Genomic DNA, 17,265 nt, shown 5'->3' on the forward strand with positions numbered 1-17,265 from the left:
TCATTGTTTATAGGCGTGTCGTCATCGACGGTGATCGTCAGGTTCTTCGGCGTTGAGTCATCGCCATTCTCATCCCTGGCGACAAAGCTGACGTTGATGTCGTCGATCAGGTTACCAAGCGGGATCTCGCCTTCGGTGTTACCGTCGGCCGCGTGGTCGATCGGCGCGAGCTGGGTGACGGTATAAGCGCCCGTCTCATTGACCAGCGTGACCTTGATCACCGCCGTGCCGCCCTGCGAGATGATCAGCCACTGCTCACCGGCAGGCGCTGAACCGTCGAACGCATAAGTAAAGCCGGTCGGCGGCGTCTGTGACCCAATGGGTTGGAAGTAGAAATCGAGATCGCCATCGCCACCCGAACCCGTAAGAGTGCCGGTATCGTTCTGCGTGTCGGGGCTGCGATCCCCAGGACCGCCGGCATTGCCATTCGCCAGGGTGTCATCGTCCAGCCAGACCTCGGCGGGCGTGTTCGCCGTCGGGATCTTGTTGACGTCGGCAAGATTGATGGTGAGCGTCACCGTTTCCGTGTCGCCGTCCGCGTCGCGGATGGTGTAGACGAACGTGTCGGTGGCCCCGGCCGGCGGAACCGCGCCGTCGGTGCTTACGTACGTATAGCTGCCGTTCGCGTTGAGCGTAAGCTTGCCGAAATCGCCGTCGATCTGGACGCCGACGTTGCCGTTGACGACCGGGCTTGACGTATCATCGCCTGCGACGACGCCCGTGATGCTTCCCGGCCCGTCGGTGCCGAAGCTGTCGTTGGACAATACGCCGTTCGCGGCATTGACGATAAGCGTCGAGCCTTCGTCGACCGAGCCGACGTCGGCGACCGCATGCGGTCCGTCGTCCTCGACATTGAAAACGCCGCTGCTGAGGTCGACTGCAACTGTATCGCTGTCGCCATCGGCATCATACACCGTCGCAACCAGCTCGAGCGTGCCGGCGAGCGCAGTCAGCGTTGAAGTGTCGTCATCGCTACTGGTGTTCGCATGCCAGATGTTGAGCGACTGCTCGAACGTGATCGTTGCGTTCGGGTCCCCGACCGAGATCGTGAAATAGACCTGGCCACCCGGCGACGTGCGCCCGGTGATCGATCCGTCAGCCTCGGTGTAGAGCAGGATCTGCGCGCCCTGACCGATGCCGTCGAGGTCCCCGGTCGTCGTGTCGTTGGCGTCGAGGGCATAGAGTCCTGAGCCCGCGCCCTCGCTCGATAGCACGAGACCGTAATCGACATGACCGGGCCCGTCGGTGCCGAAGTGAATTGCACCAGCGAACGCGCCGGAAAAGTCCGCGGAATCGGTCCGAACGCCGTTCGGATCATGGTCGCCGCCTTCATCCTGGCCGATCGGGCTTTCGTCGACCACCAGTTTGATGTTCGTCGAAATGGGCTCTTCGCTGCCGCTGGGACCATCGTCCTCGATCTGGAAGGTGTTATTCGAAAGATCGATCCCTGAAGAATCCGTGTCGCCGTCGCCGTCCGTGACCGTCTGGTGAAGCACGATCGTATTGTCGGCGGCATCCAGGAACGACGTGTCATCGTCGCTGCTCGTGTCGGCGTGCCACACGTTCAAGCCGTTGGTCTGCGTGAACGTAACGGTACCGGCATCGGTCCCAGACGGGTCCACCGAGATCGTGAAATAGACGACGTTGCCAACCTTGCCGACGATGTCGTCGCCACTGGTGAACAGCAGGATCTCGGCGCCCTTTCCGTCAGGCGCATTGGGGTCGAGCGCGAACAGGCCCGACGAAGCGCCTTGGCTCGACAAGCTCAGGCTGTAGGTCACGGACCCGGGGCCATCTGCGCCAAATACGGGGGCGCTAAAGCTTCCCGAGAAGTCTGCAGAAGCAGACCGTACGCCCGCCGGGTCATTGTCCCCGCCTTCATCCTGCCCGACCGGGCTTTCGTCGACCACCAGGGTCGGAAGGCCCTCGGTGTCAGGTGTCCCGGCAGTCGGAACGTCGTCGACGATCGCGACGTCGAACGAGCTGCTGGCATGATCGCCATCGCTGTCGGTGATTTCGAACTGGATCCCCGTTAGCGAAATCGTATCCTCGGAGCTGGTCAGCTCCGTGCCGCCGAGATGCTGGACCGGCCCAAGCAGGTCCACCTCATAGGTGTAGGTGACCTGTCCGCCCGAACCCGGCGTTGCGCCGGTGATCGAAATGACGATCACGTCATTCGTACCGTCCGATCCGACCAGGTGGCCCGAGCCGTCGATCGTGAAGGTGATCGGCGTGCCGTCAGGCGTTTCCAGCTGCCCGTTGAGGCTGCTCGGATTGATGAAGTGGATGGCCGACAGGAGGTTGCCCGGAACGTCGCTCTTGTAGTCGACGAGGATCGACCCCGTGTCCGTCGCGCTTTCCGTCGAATCCGTTTCGTCCGGATCGGTCTGGAGCGGATTGCTGTCGACGTTGGCATTCTGCAGCCCGTCTTCATCGACCAGCGCGTCTGACGCGCGAAGGATCTCCGGCACGGTGTCCGGGATACCCGGCACGCTGATCGTCAGCGTGGCGGTGTCGTTGTCGCCGTCGCCGTCGGTGATCTGATAGGTGAAGACGTCGTTCCCGCCGGTTTCCGTCGAGAAGTCCGTGCGCGTGTAAGTGTAATTGCCGTCGTTATCGATCGCGAGATCGCCGAACTGGCCATGGACGATCGTAACCGTGCCGTTCTGCGCAACAGCAGCGAAGTTGCCGGTCGTGCCCGCGTGGATGCCGGTAACGCCGTCGATATTGTCGTTGGTTTGCCCAAAGAGGCCGTCGGCGCCTTGCGTGTCGGCGCCGTTGTTGGTCGTGCCGACCCCGGTGATGACGTTTCCGACAGCACTGGTGTCGTTGGCGCCTAGCGAATCGGTATCATCGCGCGCGATCGGCGTATCGTCGATGATGTCGATCGTCAGCGTTGCCGTGGCGGTGTCGCCGTCGTTATCGGTGATCGTCACCGTGAACAAATCGGAGATATTGTCGCCGCCCGGATTCGTATTGTCGGTCAGCACATAGGTGTAGCTGATCTGACCCGTAGCGAAATTGACGTTGGTGATCGTCAGGATGCCCTGATCGCCCGCGATCTGCTGGCCGGCCACGCCCGTGACCTCAACGCCGTTGATAGTGACACCGTCGATGCCGTCCTTGGAATCGATGCTGATGACGCCCGAGGTGTGTTCGCTGGTATCGCCGTCCGCGCCTGCAGCCAGCTCCTCGCCTGAACCCTCGGGCTCGCCGGTACGCGCAGGAAGGCCTGCCTCGTCGACCGAATCCACCGCATTCACTGCGGCCGGCTGACCGTCGGGGATGATCACGATTTCCGGTTCGCTGTCTTCGAACTGGTTCACCTCGTGGAACTCAGGCGGAACGTACGTCAGCTCCGTCGGTGGAATGAGGTCGCCCAGCGGAACGCCAGGATCGAGTGGTGGAACCGGGTTGGCGAAATTGCCGCCGCTGCTTTGCAGCCCGCCTGCGGCAGGCTTGGGCTCGGAATCGACCAGCAGCGCCGCAAGGTTGTTCGCGGGGACTTCGACGTCGCCGATGACGAGTTGCGGCACGAACACTGCGCCACCCGGAATCACCATCTGCGTGCCGTCTGGCATGTTGATGACCAGGTCGCGGCCGTTGACGTGGATGTCGGACATCTCGACGCCCGGCGGCAGATTGACGACGCCCGCGGCGGCAGCCGCTGCTGCGGCGTCCTGACCGGGGCCGGACGGACCAATGCCCATCGTCAGCGTGGTTGAGGACGTCGCTCCATTACGATCTGCGATCGTGTAGCCGAACACGTCCTGCACACCCTCGGGGGTGTTCGCGTTGCGCGCGTAGTTGAAGTTCCCCTGCGCATCCATCGTGAGGACGCCATATTGACCGAGCGCCTGGAAGCTGCTGCCCGACTCGGTCGTCGATCCGCCCGAGCCGTGTACTTCCACGATCCGCGCGGGCCCGTTCGCTACGCTGTCAGCGCCTGCCGAGCCGGAGATCGTACCCGCTCCGGTGATTGCGTTGCCGCTTGCGCCAAAGCCGCCGGGCGGAAGTGCCTCGACATCGGCACGCGCCGTGGGCGCGGAGTCGGTGGCCATGGAACCGGCCTGTGAAGCGTCGTCGTAGCGCATAGGTTACCCCCGTCATAACCCTGCCGCGGACTCCGCCCCGACCGGGTGATCTATCGCGATGAGAGCGCGGCGCCGGGCGGGTTACGCAGTGAACAGAAAGAGTTAACGGTGCGCCCGAGCCGCTTCTCAAGTGACACAAGCAGATCACTAGTCGCCGGAGTTGGCAAGACGATGACAGATTCGGTGAACCTCGAACTCGTCAAAGATGAATCTAGTTGTAAATATAAAGTAGTTAACGCTATTCGTATTTCAGTATTGGATACTTGAAAATATATCGGTGATATCCCTATTGACGAAGAACAACTGTGAAGTTGGTAAGGATATTGAGCAAAGACTTACAGATTATCGTACGCCGCTACGTGAGGCGCGCCGATGTTTAATTTGCGTTAAGGATTTTCGGTGGCATCGGGCATTGTCGCTGACGGCAACGGAACATCGCGTTGCAACGCAATCCACGCCCACAACCTGAGTCAAAAAAAGTGCGGCGAGTCCGTCCCACAATGGGATCGGAACAGTCGAATCTGTCGTGTCACCCACGCGACTCGGAAGCAGCAATTGCGAGTCGACCTGTTTGCGGCAAAAGCTAGCTGCCGCGAGTTAGCCGTCGATCGGAGATGAACCCAAGGCTTCGCCCTGACCGCCGAAGCGATGGCCCAAGCGCCTATTCGGCCGCCGCGATCAGTGGCGCGTCCGCGAACATCGGCTGGGCAATTCGATGCCGCTCATCCTGAAACCAAGCGATCGTTGCGTTGAGGCCCTCTTCGAGGTTCACGGCTGGCTGCCAGCCGTCGAGCAGTTCCAAGGCGCGGCTGATGTCGGGCTTGCGTCTGCGGGGGTCGTCTACCGGAAGCGGCTCAAACGTCACCCGGGATTTCGATCCCGTCATCTTAACGACAAGGTCGACGAGATTTGTAACGGCCAACTCGTCCGGATTTCCGAGATTGACCGGGATCCCGATCGCGCGATCGCTATCCATGAGCCGGAACAGACCTTCCAGCATGTCATCGATGAAACAGAAGCTGCGAGTTTGCGATCCGTCGCCATAGATTGTGATGTCATCGCCTGCGAGCGCCTGGCACACCACGTTCGAGACGACCCTGCCATCGTCGCATCGCATGCGAGGCCCGTAGGTGTTGAAGATGCGCGCAACGCGGACGTCCGCGCGCTTTGCGCGCAGGAAGTCGAATGCGAGCGTCTCAGCCGCGCGCTTACCTTCGTCGTAACAGGCGCGCGGTCCAGTGCAGCTCACCGCACCTAGGTAATCCTCTCGCTGAGGATGGACCTCCGGGTCGCCATACACCTCGCTGGTCGAGCTAAGCAGCAAACGCGCGCTCATATGTTCGGCCAGGCGGAGCAGATTGCGCGTGCCGACCACATTGGTGAGCATCGTGTGTTCGGGGTCCACCTGATAATGCGGCGGTGAAGCAGCGCATCCGAAGTGGTAAATATGCGTGATCTTCGTTCGGCCCGATCGCAACTCACTGGGCAAGGGCTCGATGATGTCATGATCGATGACATCGAAGCGGGTCTCGGAAGCAAGGTGCTGGAGGTTGTCGGATCGTCCCGTCTGAAAATTATCGAGGCAGATAACCTCTGCGCCTTCAGCGAGCAGCCGATCGCACAGGTTCGAGCCGATGAATCCGGCGCCCCCTGCAACAAGCGCAACTTTCCCTTTGGCTCGACTCAATGCTCGCTCCCATTTTCGGCGCCGCAACAATCTGCGCGATCGCCACCCGGCCTCTCGCACCACTAATCGCGCGAACTAACGGCCTAGATAGAGGCCCATGGACCACATGTTGGCGATTGTCCGCAAGTGCCATCTGGGCACCAGCTGTGCAAAATATGCCCATTCCGGGTCATTGATCGAAATTAGCGTGCGTCTTTATCAGAAGCTCCAGAAATCCTAGTTCCCGGACAATGCGATGTTTCTGGGACGATCGGCAGCGGCTCCACGCGCCTTCTGGCGAGTTCTTCAACGGAGCCATGCATCCGGCAGCGGAGCATCCCGGACGCGTAGATGCCATCCTTGCCGCGATCGGCCGGACGGAAGAGCCTGTGGACTTCGGCCTCCATCCGCTGCTGCAGGTGCATCGTGCGGAATATCTCGACTTCCTGCGCGAGGCCTACGCGCATTGGCACGCTGCGGGGCGTCTAGGCGACGCATTCCCTTACACCTTCCCCATCGCCGGCCGGCGCCCGCTGAAGTTCAGCCGAATCGACGCGGACCTCGGCCAATATAGTTTCGATACCTCGACCCCGATCGGACCTGCAACGTGGGAGGCCGCTTACTGGAGCGCGCAAACCGCGCTAGCCGCCCTGCAAGCGGTGAAAAGCGACGAACGGACCGGTTTCGCCCTGTGCCGTCCGCCAGGACATCACGCCGGAGCGGATTATTTCGGCGGCTATTCCTATCTCAGCAACGCCGCCATCTGCGCGGTTTCGGCCGGAAAGCGCGTCGCAATACTCGATGTCGACTATCATCACGGTAACGGAACCCAGGACATTGTCATGGACCACGATGCGATGGTTTTCGCATCGATCCACGCCGATCCGACGACCGATTATCCCTTCTACTGGGGCCATGCCGACGAAAGCCGCGGCAGCATCCTAAACCTCCCGTTTCCGCGCGGGACCGAATGGAGCGGCTACGAACCGGCCTTGGTCCGCGCGCTCGACTGGATAGAGAAAGCGGAACCCGAGATGCTGATCGTCTCCTACGGCGCCGACACTCACGAAGACGACCCGATCAGCCACTTCAAGCTTAAGACGAGCGACTATGCTCCGATGGCACGACGCATCGCTGCGCTCGGACTGCCGACCGTCGTCCTGATGGAAGGCGGCTATGCGGTAGACGCGCTGGGAACGAACGTCGCCGAGTTCCTGAGCGGATTTTAAAGCTTCTCGGTCAGCTCCGGAACGATCTTGAACAGATCGCCGACAAGACCGATGTCCGCGACCTGGAAGATCGGCGCTTCTTCATCCTTGTTGATTGCGACGATCGTCTTCGAATCCTTCATTCCGGCGAGGTGCTGGATCGCGCCGGAAATGCCGATCGCGATATACACGCCGGGGGCCACGATCTTGCCGGTCTGACCGACCTGATAGTCGTTGGGAGCATAGCCCGCGTCAACGGCAGCGCGGCTCGCGCCGACCGCGGCGCCTAGCTTGTCGGCAAGCGGATCGAGCAGCGAATGGAATTGCTCGCTGCTCCCAAATGCGCGGCCGCCCGAGACAATAATGTTGGCGCTGGTGAGTTCCGGCCGGTCCGAATGTGCGGCGTCCATGCCGACAAAACTCGACAGCCCGCTGTCTCCTGGTGCAGCCACTTGTTCGACAATGCCGGAGCCACCCTCGCGAGACGCCTTTTCAAAGGCCGTCGTGCGAACCGTGATGACTTTCTTTGCATCGCTCGAGCGCACAGTCGCGATCGCGTTGCCCGCGTAGATGGGACGCGTGAATGTGCTGTCATCCTCCACAGAGAGAATGTCGCTGACTTGCATGACGTCGAGCAACGCCGCGACACGCGGCGCGATGTTTTTGCCCGTTGTCGTAGCAGGGGCGAGCAATGCGTCGTGATGCTCCATCAGCTTCGCGGCCAGAGGCGCAACATTCTCGGCCAGCCCATGCTCATGCGCGGCGTCGTCCGCGACGTGGACCTTTCCGACACCGGCAATCTTGGCAGCGGCATCCGCTACCGGTGCGACATTCGAGCCGACAACGAGCAGGTGGACTTCGCCGAGCTTCGACGCGGCGGTGACCGTCGACAGGGTCGCGTCCTTGATCTGCCCCCCTTCATGTTCAACCAGGACGAGCGTCTTCATCCCACCACTCCCGTTTCACGCAATTTGTCGATCAGCTCGTCGACCGAGCCGACCTTGATCCCGGCTTGGCGCTTCGAGGGCTCCGACACTTTGAGCGTCTCCAGTCGCCGCGCAGTATCCACGCCGAAATCCGACGGCGACTTGGTCGCGAGCGGCTTTGACTTCGCTTTCATGATGTTCGGAAGGGAAGCGTAACGCGGCTCGTTGAGCCGGAGGTCGGTCGTGACGACGGCAGGCAGCTTCAGATCGACGGTTTCGAGACCTCCATCGACCTCGCGGGTGACTTTCACGCGGTCGCCGCCAGGGTCGACCTTGGAGGCGAACGTGCCCTGGGGCCAGCCGAGCAGCGCGGCGAGCATCTGCCCCGTCGCATTATTGTCGTCGTCGATCGCCTGCTTGCCCAGAACGATCATCTGCGGCTGCTCTTCGTCCGCGACCTTGGCGAGGATCTTGGCGACGGCCAGCGGCTCTACCTCTTCGTCCGTCTGCACGAGGATCGCGCGGTCCGCGCCCATTGCGAGCGCGGTGCGGAGCGTCTCCTGAGCCTTCGCCGGGCCGATCGAGACAGCGACGATCTCGGTCGCGACGCCCTTTTCCTTGAGCCTGATGGCCTCCTCCACCGCGATTTCGTCGAACGGGTTCATGCTCATCTTCACATTGGCGAGATCAACGCCCGAGCCGTCCATCTTCACCCGCGGCTTCACGTTGTAATCGATCACCCGTTTTACGGCGACCAGCAGCTTCATTGGCTTGCTCCTGAAAATCTACGCGGGGACCGCCTGCTTCACCGCCGCAACGATCTTTTTCGCGGCATCACCAAGATCGTCGGCGGGAATGATCTGCAGCCCGCTTTGCGCGAGGATGTCCTTGCCCTGCTGCACGTTGGTGCCTTCGAGCCGGACGACGAGTGGATCGTTGAGATCGACCTCGCGTGCGGCGGCGACGATCCCCTCGGCGATGATGTCGCAGCGCATGATCCCGCCGAAGATATTGACGAGGATACCCTGCACCGCTGGGTCGCTGAGGATGATCTTGAACGCCGCTGTGACCTTCTCCTTCGACGCTCCGCCGCCGACGTCGAGGAAGTTCGCAGGCTCGGCGCCATTGAGCTTGATGATGTCCATCGTGGCCATCGCGAGGCCGGCGCCGTTCACCATGCAGCCGATGTTGCCGTCGAGCTTGACGTAGCTGAGGTCGTATTTCGACGCCTCGATCTCCATTGGGTCTTCTTCAGTGAGATCGCGCAGCTCGCCCAGATCCGGATGGCGGAACTCAGCATTGCTGTCGAAGCCGACCTTGGCGTCAAGGACCAGCAATTCCCCCCGATCGGTGATCGCAAGCGGGTTGATCTCGATCTGCGAAGCGTCCGTGCCGAGAAAGGCGTCGTATAGCTTGGCAAGAACCTTGGAGGCCTGTTTGGCGAGGTCGCCGCTAAGGCCAAGAGCCGCGGCAACGGCGCGGCCGTGATGCGGCATCAGGCCCGTCGCGGGGTCGATCGTGATGGTGCGTATCTTTTCCGGAGTCTCATGTGCGACATCCTCAATGTTCATGCCGCCTTCGGTTGAGGCCACGACGGCAATCCGGCCGGTCTCGCGGTCGACCAGCAGCGCGAGGTAGAATTCCTTGGCGATGTCCACGCCGTCGGTGATGTAAAGTCGCTGAACTTGCTTGCCCTGCGGGCCAGTCTGCACGGTCACGAGCGTCTTGCCGAGCATCTCGGCCGCATGCTCGTGCACCTCGTCGATCGAATGGGCGAGACGGACGCCGCCCTTTGCGCTTTCGCTGAGCTCCTTGAAGCGACCCTTCCCGCGTCCGCCGGCGTGAATCTGCGCCTTGACGACCCACAGGGGGCCGGGCAGTTTTTTCGCGGCTTCGACGGCCTCGTCGACGCTCATCGCGGCGTGGCCTGCAGGAACCGGGACGCCGAACTTCGCGAGCAGCTCTTTCGCCTGATATTCGTGGATGTTCATGGCGAGCGCCCTTAATCAGAAGCTCAGTCCGATGCAAAGTGACGAGCGCCCGGTTCGCAAGATTATCCATGTCGACATGGACGCCTTCTACGCGTCCGTGGAGCAGCGCGACGACCCAAGTCTCAAAGGCAAGCCTGTCGCCGTCGGAGGCCAGCACCGGGGGGTCGTCGCGGCAGCCAGCTACGAGGCTCGCCAGTTCGGGATACGTTCGGCAATGCCCTCCGTCACAGCCAAGCGCCGCTGCCCCGAACTGATCTTCGTGAAGCCACGTTTCGACGTCTACCGTGGGGTGTCACAGCAGATCAGGGCGATTTTCGCCGATTACACGCATCTAATCGAGCCGCTCAGCCTCGACGAGGCATATCTCGACGTTACGGACGACCGCCTCGAACTCGGAAGCGCGCGCGCAATAGCCGAGGATATTCGCCGCCGCATTCGCGAGGAGACCCGGCTTACTGCTTCGGCCGGCGTCAGCTATTGCAAATTCATCGCAAAGCTCGCCTCGGACCATCGCAAACCGGACGGGCTGACGGTGATCACGCCCGAAAGGGGCGCCGAATTCGTTGCATCGCTCCCAGTTTCCCGATTCCACGGCGTAGGGCCGGTTACGGCGCGAAAGATGGAGCGCCTTGGAATCAACACGGGTGCGGACCTCAGCGCCTGGTCGCTCCCGCAGCTTCAGGCGCACTTTGGAAGCTCGGCGGATTGGTACTGGCGCATTTGCCGCGGACTGGACGAGCGCGAGGTCAAACCCGACCGGCCATACAAATCGGTCAGTGCGGAGCGCACCTTCGACGAGGATCTCCGCGACCCCGCGCGACTCGCGGCGGAGGTTGATCGTATCGCCGGCTATGCCTGGGCACGCGTGGAACGCGCCGAGGTCCGGGGTCGCACGGTCACGCTGAAGGTGAAGTTCGCCGACTTCGAGCTGATCACCCGATCGAAGAGCTTCGCTCAGCCCGTGCCCGACCAAGCCGCATTCGCAATCGCCGGGCAGGCCCTTCTCGCCGCTCTCCACCCGCTTCCCAAGGGAATCCGGCTGCTCGGCATGGGCCTCCACAATTTAACCGAGGTTAACAGTGACATGCCCGCTCAGCTGGGACTCGCAATTTGAGCCCAGTTCTGATATAAAACTGTCACACGGGGCCGCGAGCGATTCAGCTGCGGCCTTAAATTCATAGGGAAGCCACGAAATAGGCGACGAGCCACGGCCATTGGTCGTTTTGGGGGACGATGCAAGTGCGTATCGGCTCGCTCTGCCGCAAACGGAAAGGTTAGCAATGGCTACAAAGGCGCTTAGCTTCGACGTTGGCGATTATGTTGTTTACCCCAAGCATGGCGTAGGCCGGGTCGTCGAGCTGCAGAGCACCGAAATCGCCGGAACGCGCCTGGACCTGTATGTCCTGCGCTTCGAGAAGGAAAAGATGACCCTTCGCGTTCCGGTCAACAAGGCGGATTCGGTCGGCATGCGCAAGCTCTCGTCGGACAAGACGATGAAGGACGCGCTTGAGACCCTGAAGGGCAAGCCGAAGGTCAAGCGCACGATGTGGTCGCGCCGCGCGCAGGAGTATGAAGCGAAGATCAATTCCGGCGATCTGACTTCGATTGCCGAAGTGACGCGCGACCTTTTCCGCCCGGACGATGCTCCCGAGCAGAGCTATTCCGAGCGGCAGATTTTCGAAGCGGCTTCCTCGCGTCTCGCACGCGAGCTCGGCGCGATGGAGCAGACCGACGAGAAAGCGGCGCTGGCCAAGATCCTCGACATCCTGAACAAGGCTGCCGTCATTCATCACAAGACCAAGGAACCGGCATAAGCCTTCGGTAGCGAATGCCGTTTTCGGGAAGGGCGCCTTCGGGCGCCCTTTCTTTTTGCGCTTGCGCTGGAATTGTAGCGCCGTTATAGGTGAATAACACACCAGCGGAGGCTTGATCATGCGCAACGTCATTGCAGCAGGGGCGATCATCGCGGCGGCCAGCTCGACGGCGGCATGCAGCGCGACACACGCGGAGAGCCGCGATCCCGGGCCACGGGTCGAGCGCTCCTTCCCGGTTGGTGCCTTCGACCGGATAGAGCTAGCCGGGGCTTACGACGCAACCGTCCGCACGGGATCGGGGCCAAGCGTTCATGCCAGCGGCGGACAGAACCAGCTCGAGCAGCTGATCGTCGAGGTGAAGGACGGCGAGCTTCAGATTCACCCGAAGGAGAAGCACGGCTTCCACTGGGGTTGGGGCAAGTCCGAAAAGGTCTCCCTGACCATCACAGTCCCGCAGCTCAAAGGTGCGACCCTTGCCGGCGCGGGCGGCATAAACGTGGACAAGGTGCAGGGCGATCGCTTCGACGGTCAGGTCGCCGGGTCGGGCGACTTGCACATAGGATCCGTCAGCGTGGGCGCACTGAAGCTGGGAATCGCCGGGTCCGGCGGCGTCAGCGCAGGCTCCGGCCAGGCGCGTGAAGCAGAGTATGAAATTGCTGGCTCCGGTGGCGTGGACGCTCAGTCGATCGCGACCGAAAGCCTCAAGGTGTCGATTGCCGGTTCAGGTGATGTGAAAGCGCACGCGACCCGAGCAGCCGACGTCGACATCATGGGCTCCGGCAATGTTCAGGTTACCGGTGGCGCCAAATGCTCGGTCAGCAAGGCGGGTTCGGGCAACGTCCGCTGCTCCTGAGCTGCGCTTAAAGCCTCTTTAACCATGATCGAGGAAGGTTCGCGCCATGCGGACCTTCTTCATCACCTTCATCGTGCTGCTGGCGACCTGGCCGGCCCCCTCTCAGTCGGCGACCCGAAACTTCGGAGTGAACGGCTTCGACAGGATTCGGGTGGAGGGGCCTTTCAAGGTGTCGGTTGCCACCGGCGTCGCGCCGTCTGCGACAGTGTCGGGCAGTTCCGCAGCCATCGACCGCGTCGATATCGACGTCCAGGGGACGACGCTGATCGTCAGCGCCAACCTCTCGTCATGGGGCGGCTATCCCGGAAAGGACCAAGGGCCGGTCGAGATCAAGATCGGCACGCATGAGCTGTCCCAGGCTCGGCTCAACGGATCGGGCAGCCTCGTCATCGACAAAGCCAAAGGGCTTAGCTTCCTGCTGTCCACCCAGGGCTCCGGCTCCGCCTCGATCCAGAAGGCCGACGTCGACCAACTCACCGTCGCGGTAGCGGGCACGGGAAGCGCGACCGTGGCAGGGCGCGCGGGCAAACTGACCGCCTGGGTTCGCGGCGTGTCCAGCTTCGACGGGTCTGCGCTGAATGCGAAGAACGCCGTGTTGCGCGCCGAGGGACCATCGACGGTCAAGGCGGACGTCAGCAACGAAGCGACCATTCAGGGCAATGGTACGGCAACAATCGCACTGACTGGAAAGCCCACCTGCACGAATAAGCTCGTGGGCTCCGCCAACGTGACCGGCTGCCGATAACGCTCCCTAGTTGAGGCTTGCCCGAGCCTCGACTCCCGACAGGAAGTTCCAGAGCGCGCCGGCAAGTTCCTCGCCGGCAGCAATCGCCTCGGCTCTCTCGGCCTCCGGAAGGCGATCCAGCAGCTCTCGGCAGACCTGGCTATGCTCGATGTCCGCGCTTTCGTGAACGCGGAAGAATCGAAGGGTCGGCTCGTCGCTTATGCCGTAACGGTCGATCAAACCTTCGATCTTGGCTGAAGCGACGCCCGGGAACTGGCTTTCATAAGCATAGAGTGCGCCCAGCCCGGCGGCATAGGATTGGCGCGAAAGCTTCCGGAAGGTTTCGATCAGCGCCTGCGTCTCGGCGTTGAGCTCTTGCGCGCGGACGGCTGCGTCGCCTTCGCCAAGGCCCGCGGCGAACATAAGCCAGAGGGTCGCATGATCCTGCTTGCCGGCTTCGATACCCTCTTCCTCCGCGAGATTCTCGGCAAGCATCCGGCGCCCGTCGCGATCGGGACAGGCGCTATGCACTGCACTGACAGCGCGCGGAAAGGCTTCGACATGATGGAAATATTGGCGTGCATAGTCGCGTAGCGTGTCCAGCGGCAGACGGCCTTCCGTCCAAGCCTGGTAGAAGGGATGCTTGAGCATCGCGCGCTCGGAAACCTTCGCGTCGATCGCCGCCGAAACCATCACCGTCATGCCTGCCTCCTGCTGATTGGTCGGGCAGCGAATAGCGTCGGGAAAGCGACTATACCAGAGCGAGCGCGGCGAGCCGGCCATAGAGCTGTGGTGGAAGCTGGCCGAGGCCACTCCCATCGTCATCGGCCGAGGGAGCATCGTCATCCTCAAGATAGCGCCAGCCCTGGTGCGCACGGCAGTGACGCGGCGTGACGGCAAGGAGCTCGGCCGAGCAAACGATGTCTATGCGGCCATCCTGACGGTCTTCGAAGCGCAGTATCTCCTGCCGTGCGATGAGCCGATGCTTGACGATCCAATACAAATACCCGCCGATGAGCTCCGCAGCGCGTTTGGGCCTCATCCGCGTCGCGACGCGCAATTCTCCGTCCGACGCTCGCCTCGAAATGCGCTGGCGCAGAGCGTCGACGTCGCGGCATGCGAACGCGACTTTCGTCAGGTGGAGATTCGGCACGCATCTGCAGTGCCGAGAAGCCCGATGAGTCGCAATGGCTTAGCGGCCGAGACCGACCGCCGTCGCAAGACCGAGGAAGGCGAGGAATCCGACAGAATCGGTCATCATCGTCACGAATACGCTGCTCGCCACCGCCGGATCGGCGCCGAAGCGCTCAAGGGTCAGCGGTATCAGGACACCGGCAAGCCCCGCGACGATGATGTTGAACAGCATCGCAGCGGCGATCACCCCGCCAAGGCTGGGGCTTCCGAGGACAAGGGTCACGCCTAGTCCGATCAAGACTGCGATCGTCAGGCCGTTCAACAGGGCCACCCGTATCTCGCGCCCCACGGCCCTCCAGCGGTTGGAACCTGTCAGCTGGTTTGTCGCGATTGCACGGACCGTGACCGCCAGCGTTTGGGTGCCGGCATTGCCTCCCACGCCGGCGACGATCGGCATCAGGACCGCGAGTACGGCCAGCCGGGAGATCTCGTCCTCGAACTGGCGAATGACGAACGCGGCTACGAGCGCGGTTAGGAGGTTGGCCACGAGCCAGCGGACTCGAGAACGGTAGCTTTCAGTAACCGGCTCGTTGATGTCGCCTTCGTCGCCGACGCCGGACAGCAGGAGCACGTCCTCTCCCGCTTCTTCCTGGATGATGTGGACGATGTCGTCGACGGTGATCATGCCCACGAGGCGACCTTCGTCGTCGACGACTGCCGCCGAAACGAGCGCATATTTCTGGAAGCGGTAAGCGACATCCTCCTGGTCCATGTCGACCGGGATCAAGGTCTGATCCTCGATCATCACATCGGACACCAGGGTCTTGCGGGGCGTCCGCAGGATTGTCGACAGCTTTGTCGTGCCGACGGGATGGTGCGAGGGATTGACGACGAACACTTCCCAGAAGTCGGCGGGCAGCTCTTCCGTCGCGCGAAGATAATCGATCACCTGCCCGACGTTCCAATGCTCTGGAACGGCGCAGACGTCGCGCTGCATCAATCGGCCCGCAGATTCCTCCGGATAACCCAGCGCCTCCTCGACCGCCGCGCGGTCGTCCGGCTCCATCCGCTCCAGGACAGCCTGCTGCTCTTCTGCGTCGAGATCCTCGATCAGCGCGACCGCGTCGTCGGTCTCCAGCTGCCCGGCGATATCCGCGACCTGCTGAGGCTCCAGCTCATCGAGCAGGCCTTCGCGGACGTGCTCGTTCATCTCCGCGAGCACGTCCGCGTCGACGATGCCGGCAAGTGCGCGCACGAGGCCCTCGCGCTCGTCGCGGGCGGCAAGCTCGATCAGGTCGGCAACGTCGGCAGGGTGGAGGGGCTCGACGAGACTACGGGCAGTTTCGACATCGCCCGCTTCAACCGCATCCAGGACGCGTTCGACGAATTCCGGCCGGAGCCGTGATTCCTCGTCCGTAACGTTGTTGTCGTCCTCAGCCACTTCCGGCGGGGCGATCTGTTCGGTCTCGCTCATCGCTCGATCCCCCGGCAGGTGGCGCTTCCCGCGGGCTGTATTGCCGGCCCTGCTCTGGCGCAACCCAATGCCGAGTCCTACATGGCCCGCTCGTTTAACCCCGCGCGGAGCTCTTTCCATGACCGATGCTGATCGCCTGACACTCCAACTTTCCACCGGCGGAGACGTCGTGATCAAGCTTCGGCCGGACCTCGCGCCGGGACATGTCGAGCGCATCACCGAACTGGCCAACAGCGGCTTCTACGACGGCGTGGTCTTCCACCGCGTGATCCCCGGCTTCATGGCGCAGGGCGGCGATCCCACTGGGACAGGCTTCCACGGTTCAGACAAGCCCAACCTCAAAGCCGAATTCTCCGACGAATCGCATCGGCGCGGCGTGGCTTCGATGGCGCGCGCTCAAAATCCTGACAGCGCCAACAGCCAGTTCTTCATCGTGACTGACGATTCCCCCTTCCTAGACCGCCAGTACACCGTGTGGGGAGAGGTTGAGAGCGGCATGGAATATGTCGACGCTCTGCCGGTTGGCGAACCGCCGCGTGAGCCCGGCAAGATCGTCAAAGCTTCGGTGGGCAAGGCGGCTGCATGAACAAAGTCGCGCTGATTACCGGCGCTTCGGCCGGTCTCGGCGTGGAATTCGCTCGTCAGCTGAGCGAGCGCGGCCATCGGCTCGTGCTCGCCGCGAGGCGGAAGGAACGGCTGGACGAGCTTGCGAAAGAACTGGGAAACGCCAGAGCGGTCGCCATTGACCTGTCCAAGCGAAGCGCACCGTCCGAACTTCTGAACGAAATCCAGACCGCAGGCGAACAGGTCGAACTGCTCGTCAACAATGCCGGTTTCGGGATGATCGGCCAGTTCGCAAATCTCGACGCCAGCCGGCTGCGCGAAATGATCGATCTCAACGTCGGCACGTTGACCGACCTCTGCCGAGCGATCGCGCCGGGGATGATCGCACGCAAATCGGGAGCGATCCTCAACGTCGCGTCGACCGCAGCTTTCCAGCCCGGGCCCAAGATGGCGGTCTATTTCGCCACGAAGGCGTTCGTCCTGTCCCTGACAGAAGCACTGCACGAAGAGATGAAGCCGCATGGCATCAGGGTCACCTGCCTTTGTCCCGGCCCGACGCGCACCGAATTCGGAGAGGTCGCCGGATTTGGCGGCAATGGAATGTTCGACCGGGTCGCGATGAATGCCGGGGAAGTCGTAGCTGCAGGCCTCGCCGCTCTCGACAAGAACCACGCAGTGGTCGTCCCCGGGCTCATCAACAAGATTGGCGCAGCAGGCACGCGGTTCGCGCCGCGCCCGCTGGTCCGCAAGGTCGCCGGGGCGATCAAATATTGATTAGGAAAATGAACCCGCGCGGCATTGCCGCCGTTGCTTGCGG

At 62.3% G+C, this 17,265-nt stretch carries 15 protein-coding genes; 7 read left to right on the forward strand and 8 right to left on the reverse strand.

The genetic code is table 11. The annotated features are described in order from the left end of the window. On the reverse strand, positions 1 to 4,094 hold a 4,094-nt coding region (locus LZ538_RS11775), incomplete at its 3' end, for a DUF5801 repeats-in-toxin domain-containing protein (protein WP_249832227.1). Between the two features lie 661 nt (positions 4,095 to 4,755). Next, positions 4,756 to 5,781, reverse strand: a complete 1,026-nt coding sequence (locus LZ538_RS11780) for a UDP-glucuronic acid decarboxylase family protein (protein ID WP_249832228.1) — start codon at positions 5,779 to 5,781, stop codon at positions 4,756 to 4,758. A 230-nt stretch (positions 5,782 to 6,011) separates the two neighbouring features. On the opposite strand from LZ538_RS11780, the gene LZ538_RS11785 reads away from it, so the two are divergent. After that, positions 6,012 to 6,989, forward strand: coding sequence for a histone deacetylase family protein (locus tag LZ538_RS11785; RefSeq protein ID WP_249832229.1), 978 nt, complete (start codon positions 6,012 to 6,014; stop codon positions 6,987 to 6,989). Here the strand turns inward: LZ538_RS11785 and LZ538_RS11790 are convergent. From LZ538_RS11790 to sucC, 3 genes are read right to left on the reverse strand one after another with little or no spacing between them, the layout of a single operon-like run. Further along, positions 6,986 to 7,915 (reverse strand): electron transfer flavoprotein subunit alpha/FixB family protein, encoded by a 930-nt coding sequence (locus LZ538_RS11790; RefSeq protein ID WP_249832230.1) that lies wholly within the window; start codon positions 7,913 to 7,915, stop codon positions 6,986 to 6,988. The two genes, LZ538_RS11785 and LZ538_RS11790, sit on opposite strands and share 4 nt — an antisense overlap. Next, positions 7,912 to 8,661, reverse strand: coding sequence for an electron transfer flavoprotein subunit beta/FixA family protein (locus LZ538_RS11795; protein ID WP_249832231.1), 750 nt, complete (start codon positions 8,659 to 8,661; stop codon positions 7,912 to 7,914). The genes LZ538_RS11790 and LZ538_RS11795 overlap by 4 nt, the downstream gene beginning before the upstream one ends. 18 nt (positions 8,662 to 8,679) lie before the next feature. Continuing rightward, positions 8,680 to 9,885, reverse strand: coding sequence for an ADP-forming succinate--CoA ligase subunit beta (gene sucC / locus LZ538_RS11800; RefSeq protein WP_249832232.1), 1,206 nt, complete (start codon positions 9,883 to 9,885; stop codon positions 8,680 to 8,682). Positions 9,886 to 9,916: 31 nt separating this feature from the next. Between sucC and dinB the strand changes: the two genes are divergently transcribed. From dinB to LZ538_RS11820, 4 genes are all read left to right on the forward strand, one after another. Then, entirely contained in the window at positions 9,917 to 10,999 is a 1,083-nt protein-coding gene (gene dinB / locus LZ538_RS11805; protein ID WP_249832233.1) for a DNA polymerase IV, read from the forward strand. A 166-nt stretch (positions 11,000 to 11,165) separates the two neighbouring features. Beyond that, a complete protein-coding gene (locus LZ538_RS11810; protein WP_249832234.1) occupies positions 11,166 to 11,699 on the forward strand; it encodes a CarD family transcriptional regulator in 534 nt (177 codons plus the stop codon). A gap of 118 nt (positions 11,700 to 11,817) precedes the next feature. Beyond that, complete coding sequence (locus LZ538_RS11815) at positions 11,818 to 12,552, forward strand: head GIN domain-containing protein (RefSeq protein WP_249832235.1); 735 nt, start codon at positions 11,818 to 11,820, stop codon at positions 12,550 to 12,552. A gap of 46 nt (positions 12,553 to 12,598) precedes the next feature. Continuing rightward, positions 12,599 to 13,297 carry a GIN domain-containing protein gene (locus LZ538_RS11820; protein WP_249832236.1) on the forward strand — a complete coding sequence of 233 codons (699 nt, stop codon included), beginning with the start codon at positions 12,599 to 12,601 and terminating at the stop codon, positions 13,295 to 13,297. Positions 13,298 to 13,303: 6 nt separating this feature from the next. Here LZ538_RS11820 and LZ538_RS11825 read toward each other — a convergent pair whose 3' ends face one another. From LZ538_RS11825 to mgtE, 3 genes are read right to left on the reverse strand one after another with little or no spacing between them, the layout of a single operon-like run. Further along, the gene (locus LZ538_RS11825) at positions 13,304 to 13,978 is read right to left on the reverse strand and encodes a CADD family putative folate metabolism protein (protein WP_249832237.1); all 675 of its coding nucleotides are present in this window, start codon (positions 13,976 to 13,978) and stop codon (positions 13,304 to 13,306) included. Between the two features lie 49 nt (positions 13,979 to 14,027). Then, a complete protein-coding gene (locus tag LZ538_RS11830) occupies positions 14,028 to 14,429 on the reverse strand; it encodes a DUF1489 family protein (protein ID WP_249832238.1) in 402 nt (133 codons plus the stop codon). Between the two features lie 39 nt (positions 14,430 to 14,468). Continuing rightward, positions 14,469 to 15,884 (reverse strand): magnesium transporter, encoded by a 1,416-nt coding sequence (mgtE, locus tag LZ538_RS11835; RefSeq protein ID WP_249832239.1) that lies wholly within the window; start codon positions 15,882 to 15,884, stop codon positions 14,469 to 14,471. 118 nt (positions 15,885 to 16,002) lie between these two features. Between mgtE and LZ538_RS11840 the strand changes: the two genes are divergently transcribed. Both LZ538_RS11840 and LZ538_RS11845 read left to right on the forward strand, forming a co-directional pair. Further along, positions 16,003 to 16,470, forward strand: a complete 468-nt coding sequence (locus LZ538_RS11840) for a peptidylprolyl isomerase (RefSeq protein WP_249832240.1) — start codon at positions 16,003 to 16,005, stop codon at positions 16,468 to 16,470. Next, the gene (locus LZ538_RS11845; RefSeq protein ID WP_249832241.1) at positions 16,467 to 17,222 is read left to right on the forward strand and encodes an SDR family NAD(P)-dependent oxidoreductase; all 756 of its coding nucleotides are present in this window, start codon (positions 16,467 to 16,469) and stop codon (positions 17,220 to 17,222) included. The genes LZ538_RS11840 and LZ538_RS11845 overlap by 4 nt, the downstream gene beginning before the upstream one ends. Positions 17,223 to 17,265: the final 43 nt, after the last annotated feature.

Origin of the sequence: Sphingomonas hankyongi (assembly GCF_023516575.1) — a bacterium.
Lineage (GTDB): Bacteria > Pseudomonadota > Alphaproteobacteria > Sphingomonadales > Sphingomonadaceae > Sphingomicrobium > Sphingomicrobium hankyongi.

Bases quoted from the DNA above. Each gene is read 5' to 3' on its own strand.
- LZ538_RS11820 (WP_249832236.1), top strand. From the start codon at position 12,599: ATGCGGACCTTCTTCATCACCTTCATCGTGCTGCTGGCGACCTGGCCG.
- LZ538_RS11840 (WP_249832240.1), top strand. From the start codon at position 16,003: ATGACCGATGCTGATCGCCTGACACTCCAACTTTCCACCGGCGGAGAC.
- dinB (WP_249832233.1), top strand. From the start codon at position 9,917: ATGCAAAGTGACGAGCGCCCGGTTCGCAAGATTATCCATGTCGACATG.
- LZ538_RS11815 (WP_249832235.1), top strand. From the start codon at position 11,818: ATGCGCAACGTCATTGCAGCAGGGGCGATCATCGCGGCGGCCAGCTCG.
- LZ538_RS11810 (WP_249832234.1), top strand. From the start codon at position 11,166: ATGGCTACAAAGGCGCTTAGCTTCGACGTTGGCGATTATGTTGTTTAC.
- sucC (WP_249832232.1), bottom strand. From the start codon at position 9,885: ATGAACATCCACGAATATCAGGCGAAAGAGCTGCTCGCGAAGTTCGGC.
- mgtE (WP_249832239.1), bottom strand. From the start codon at position 15,884: ATGAGCGAGACCGAACAGATCGCCCCGCCGGAAGTGGCTGAGGACGAC.
- LZ538_RS11790 (WP_249832230.1), bottom strand. From the start codon at position 7,915: ATGAAGACGCTCGTCCTGGTTGAACATGAAGGGGGGCAGATCAAGGAC.
- LZ538_RS11825 (WP_249832237.1), bottom strand. From the start codon at position 13,978: ATGACGGTGATGGTTTCGGCGGCGATCGACGCGAAGGTTTCCGAGCGC.
- LZ538_RS11785 (WP_249832229.1), top strand. From the start codon at position 6,012: ATGCGATGTTTCTGGGACGATCGGCAGCGGCTCCACGCGCCTTCTGGC.
- LZ538_RS11795 (WP_249832231.1), bottom strand. From the start codon at position 8,661: ATGAAGCTGCTGGTCGCCGTAAAACGGGTGATCGATTACAACGTGAAG.
- LZ538_RS11845 (WP_249832241.1), top strand. From the start codon at position 16,467: ATGAACAAAGTCGCGCTGATTACCGGCGCTTCGGCCGGTCTCGGCGTG.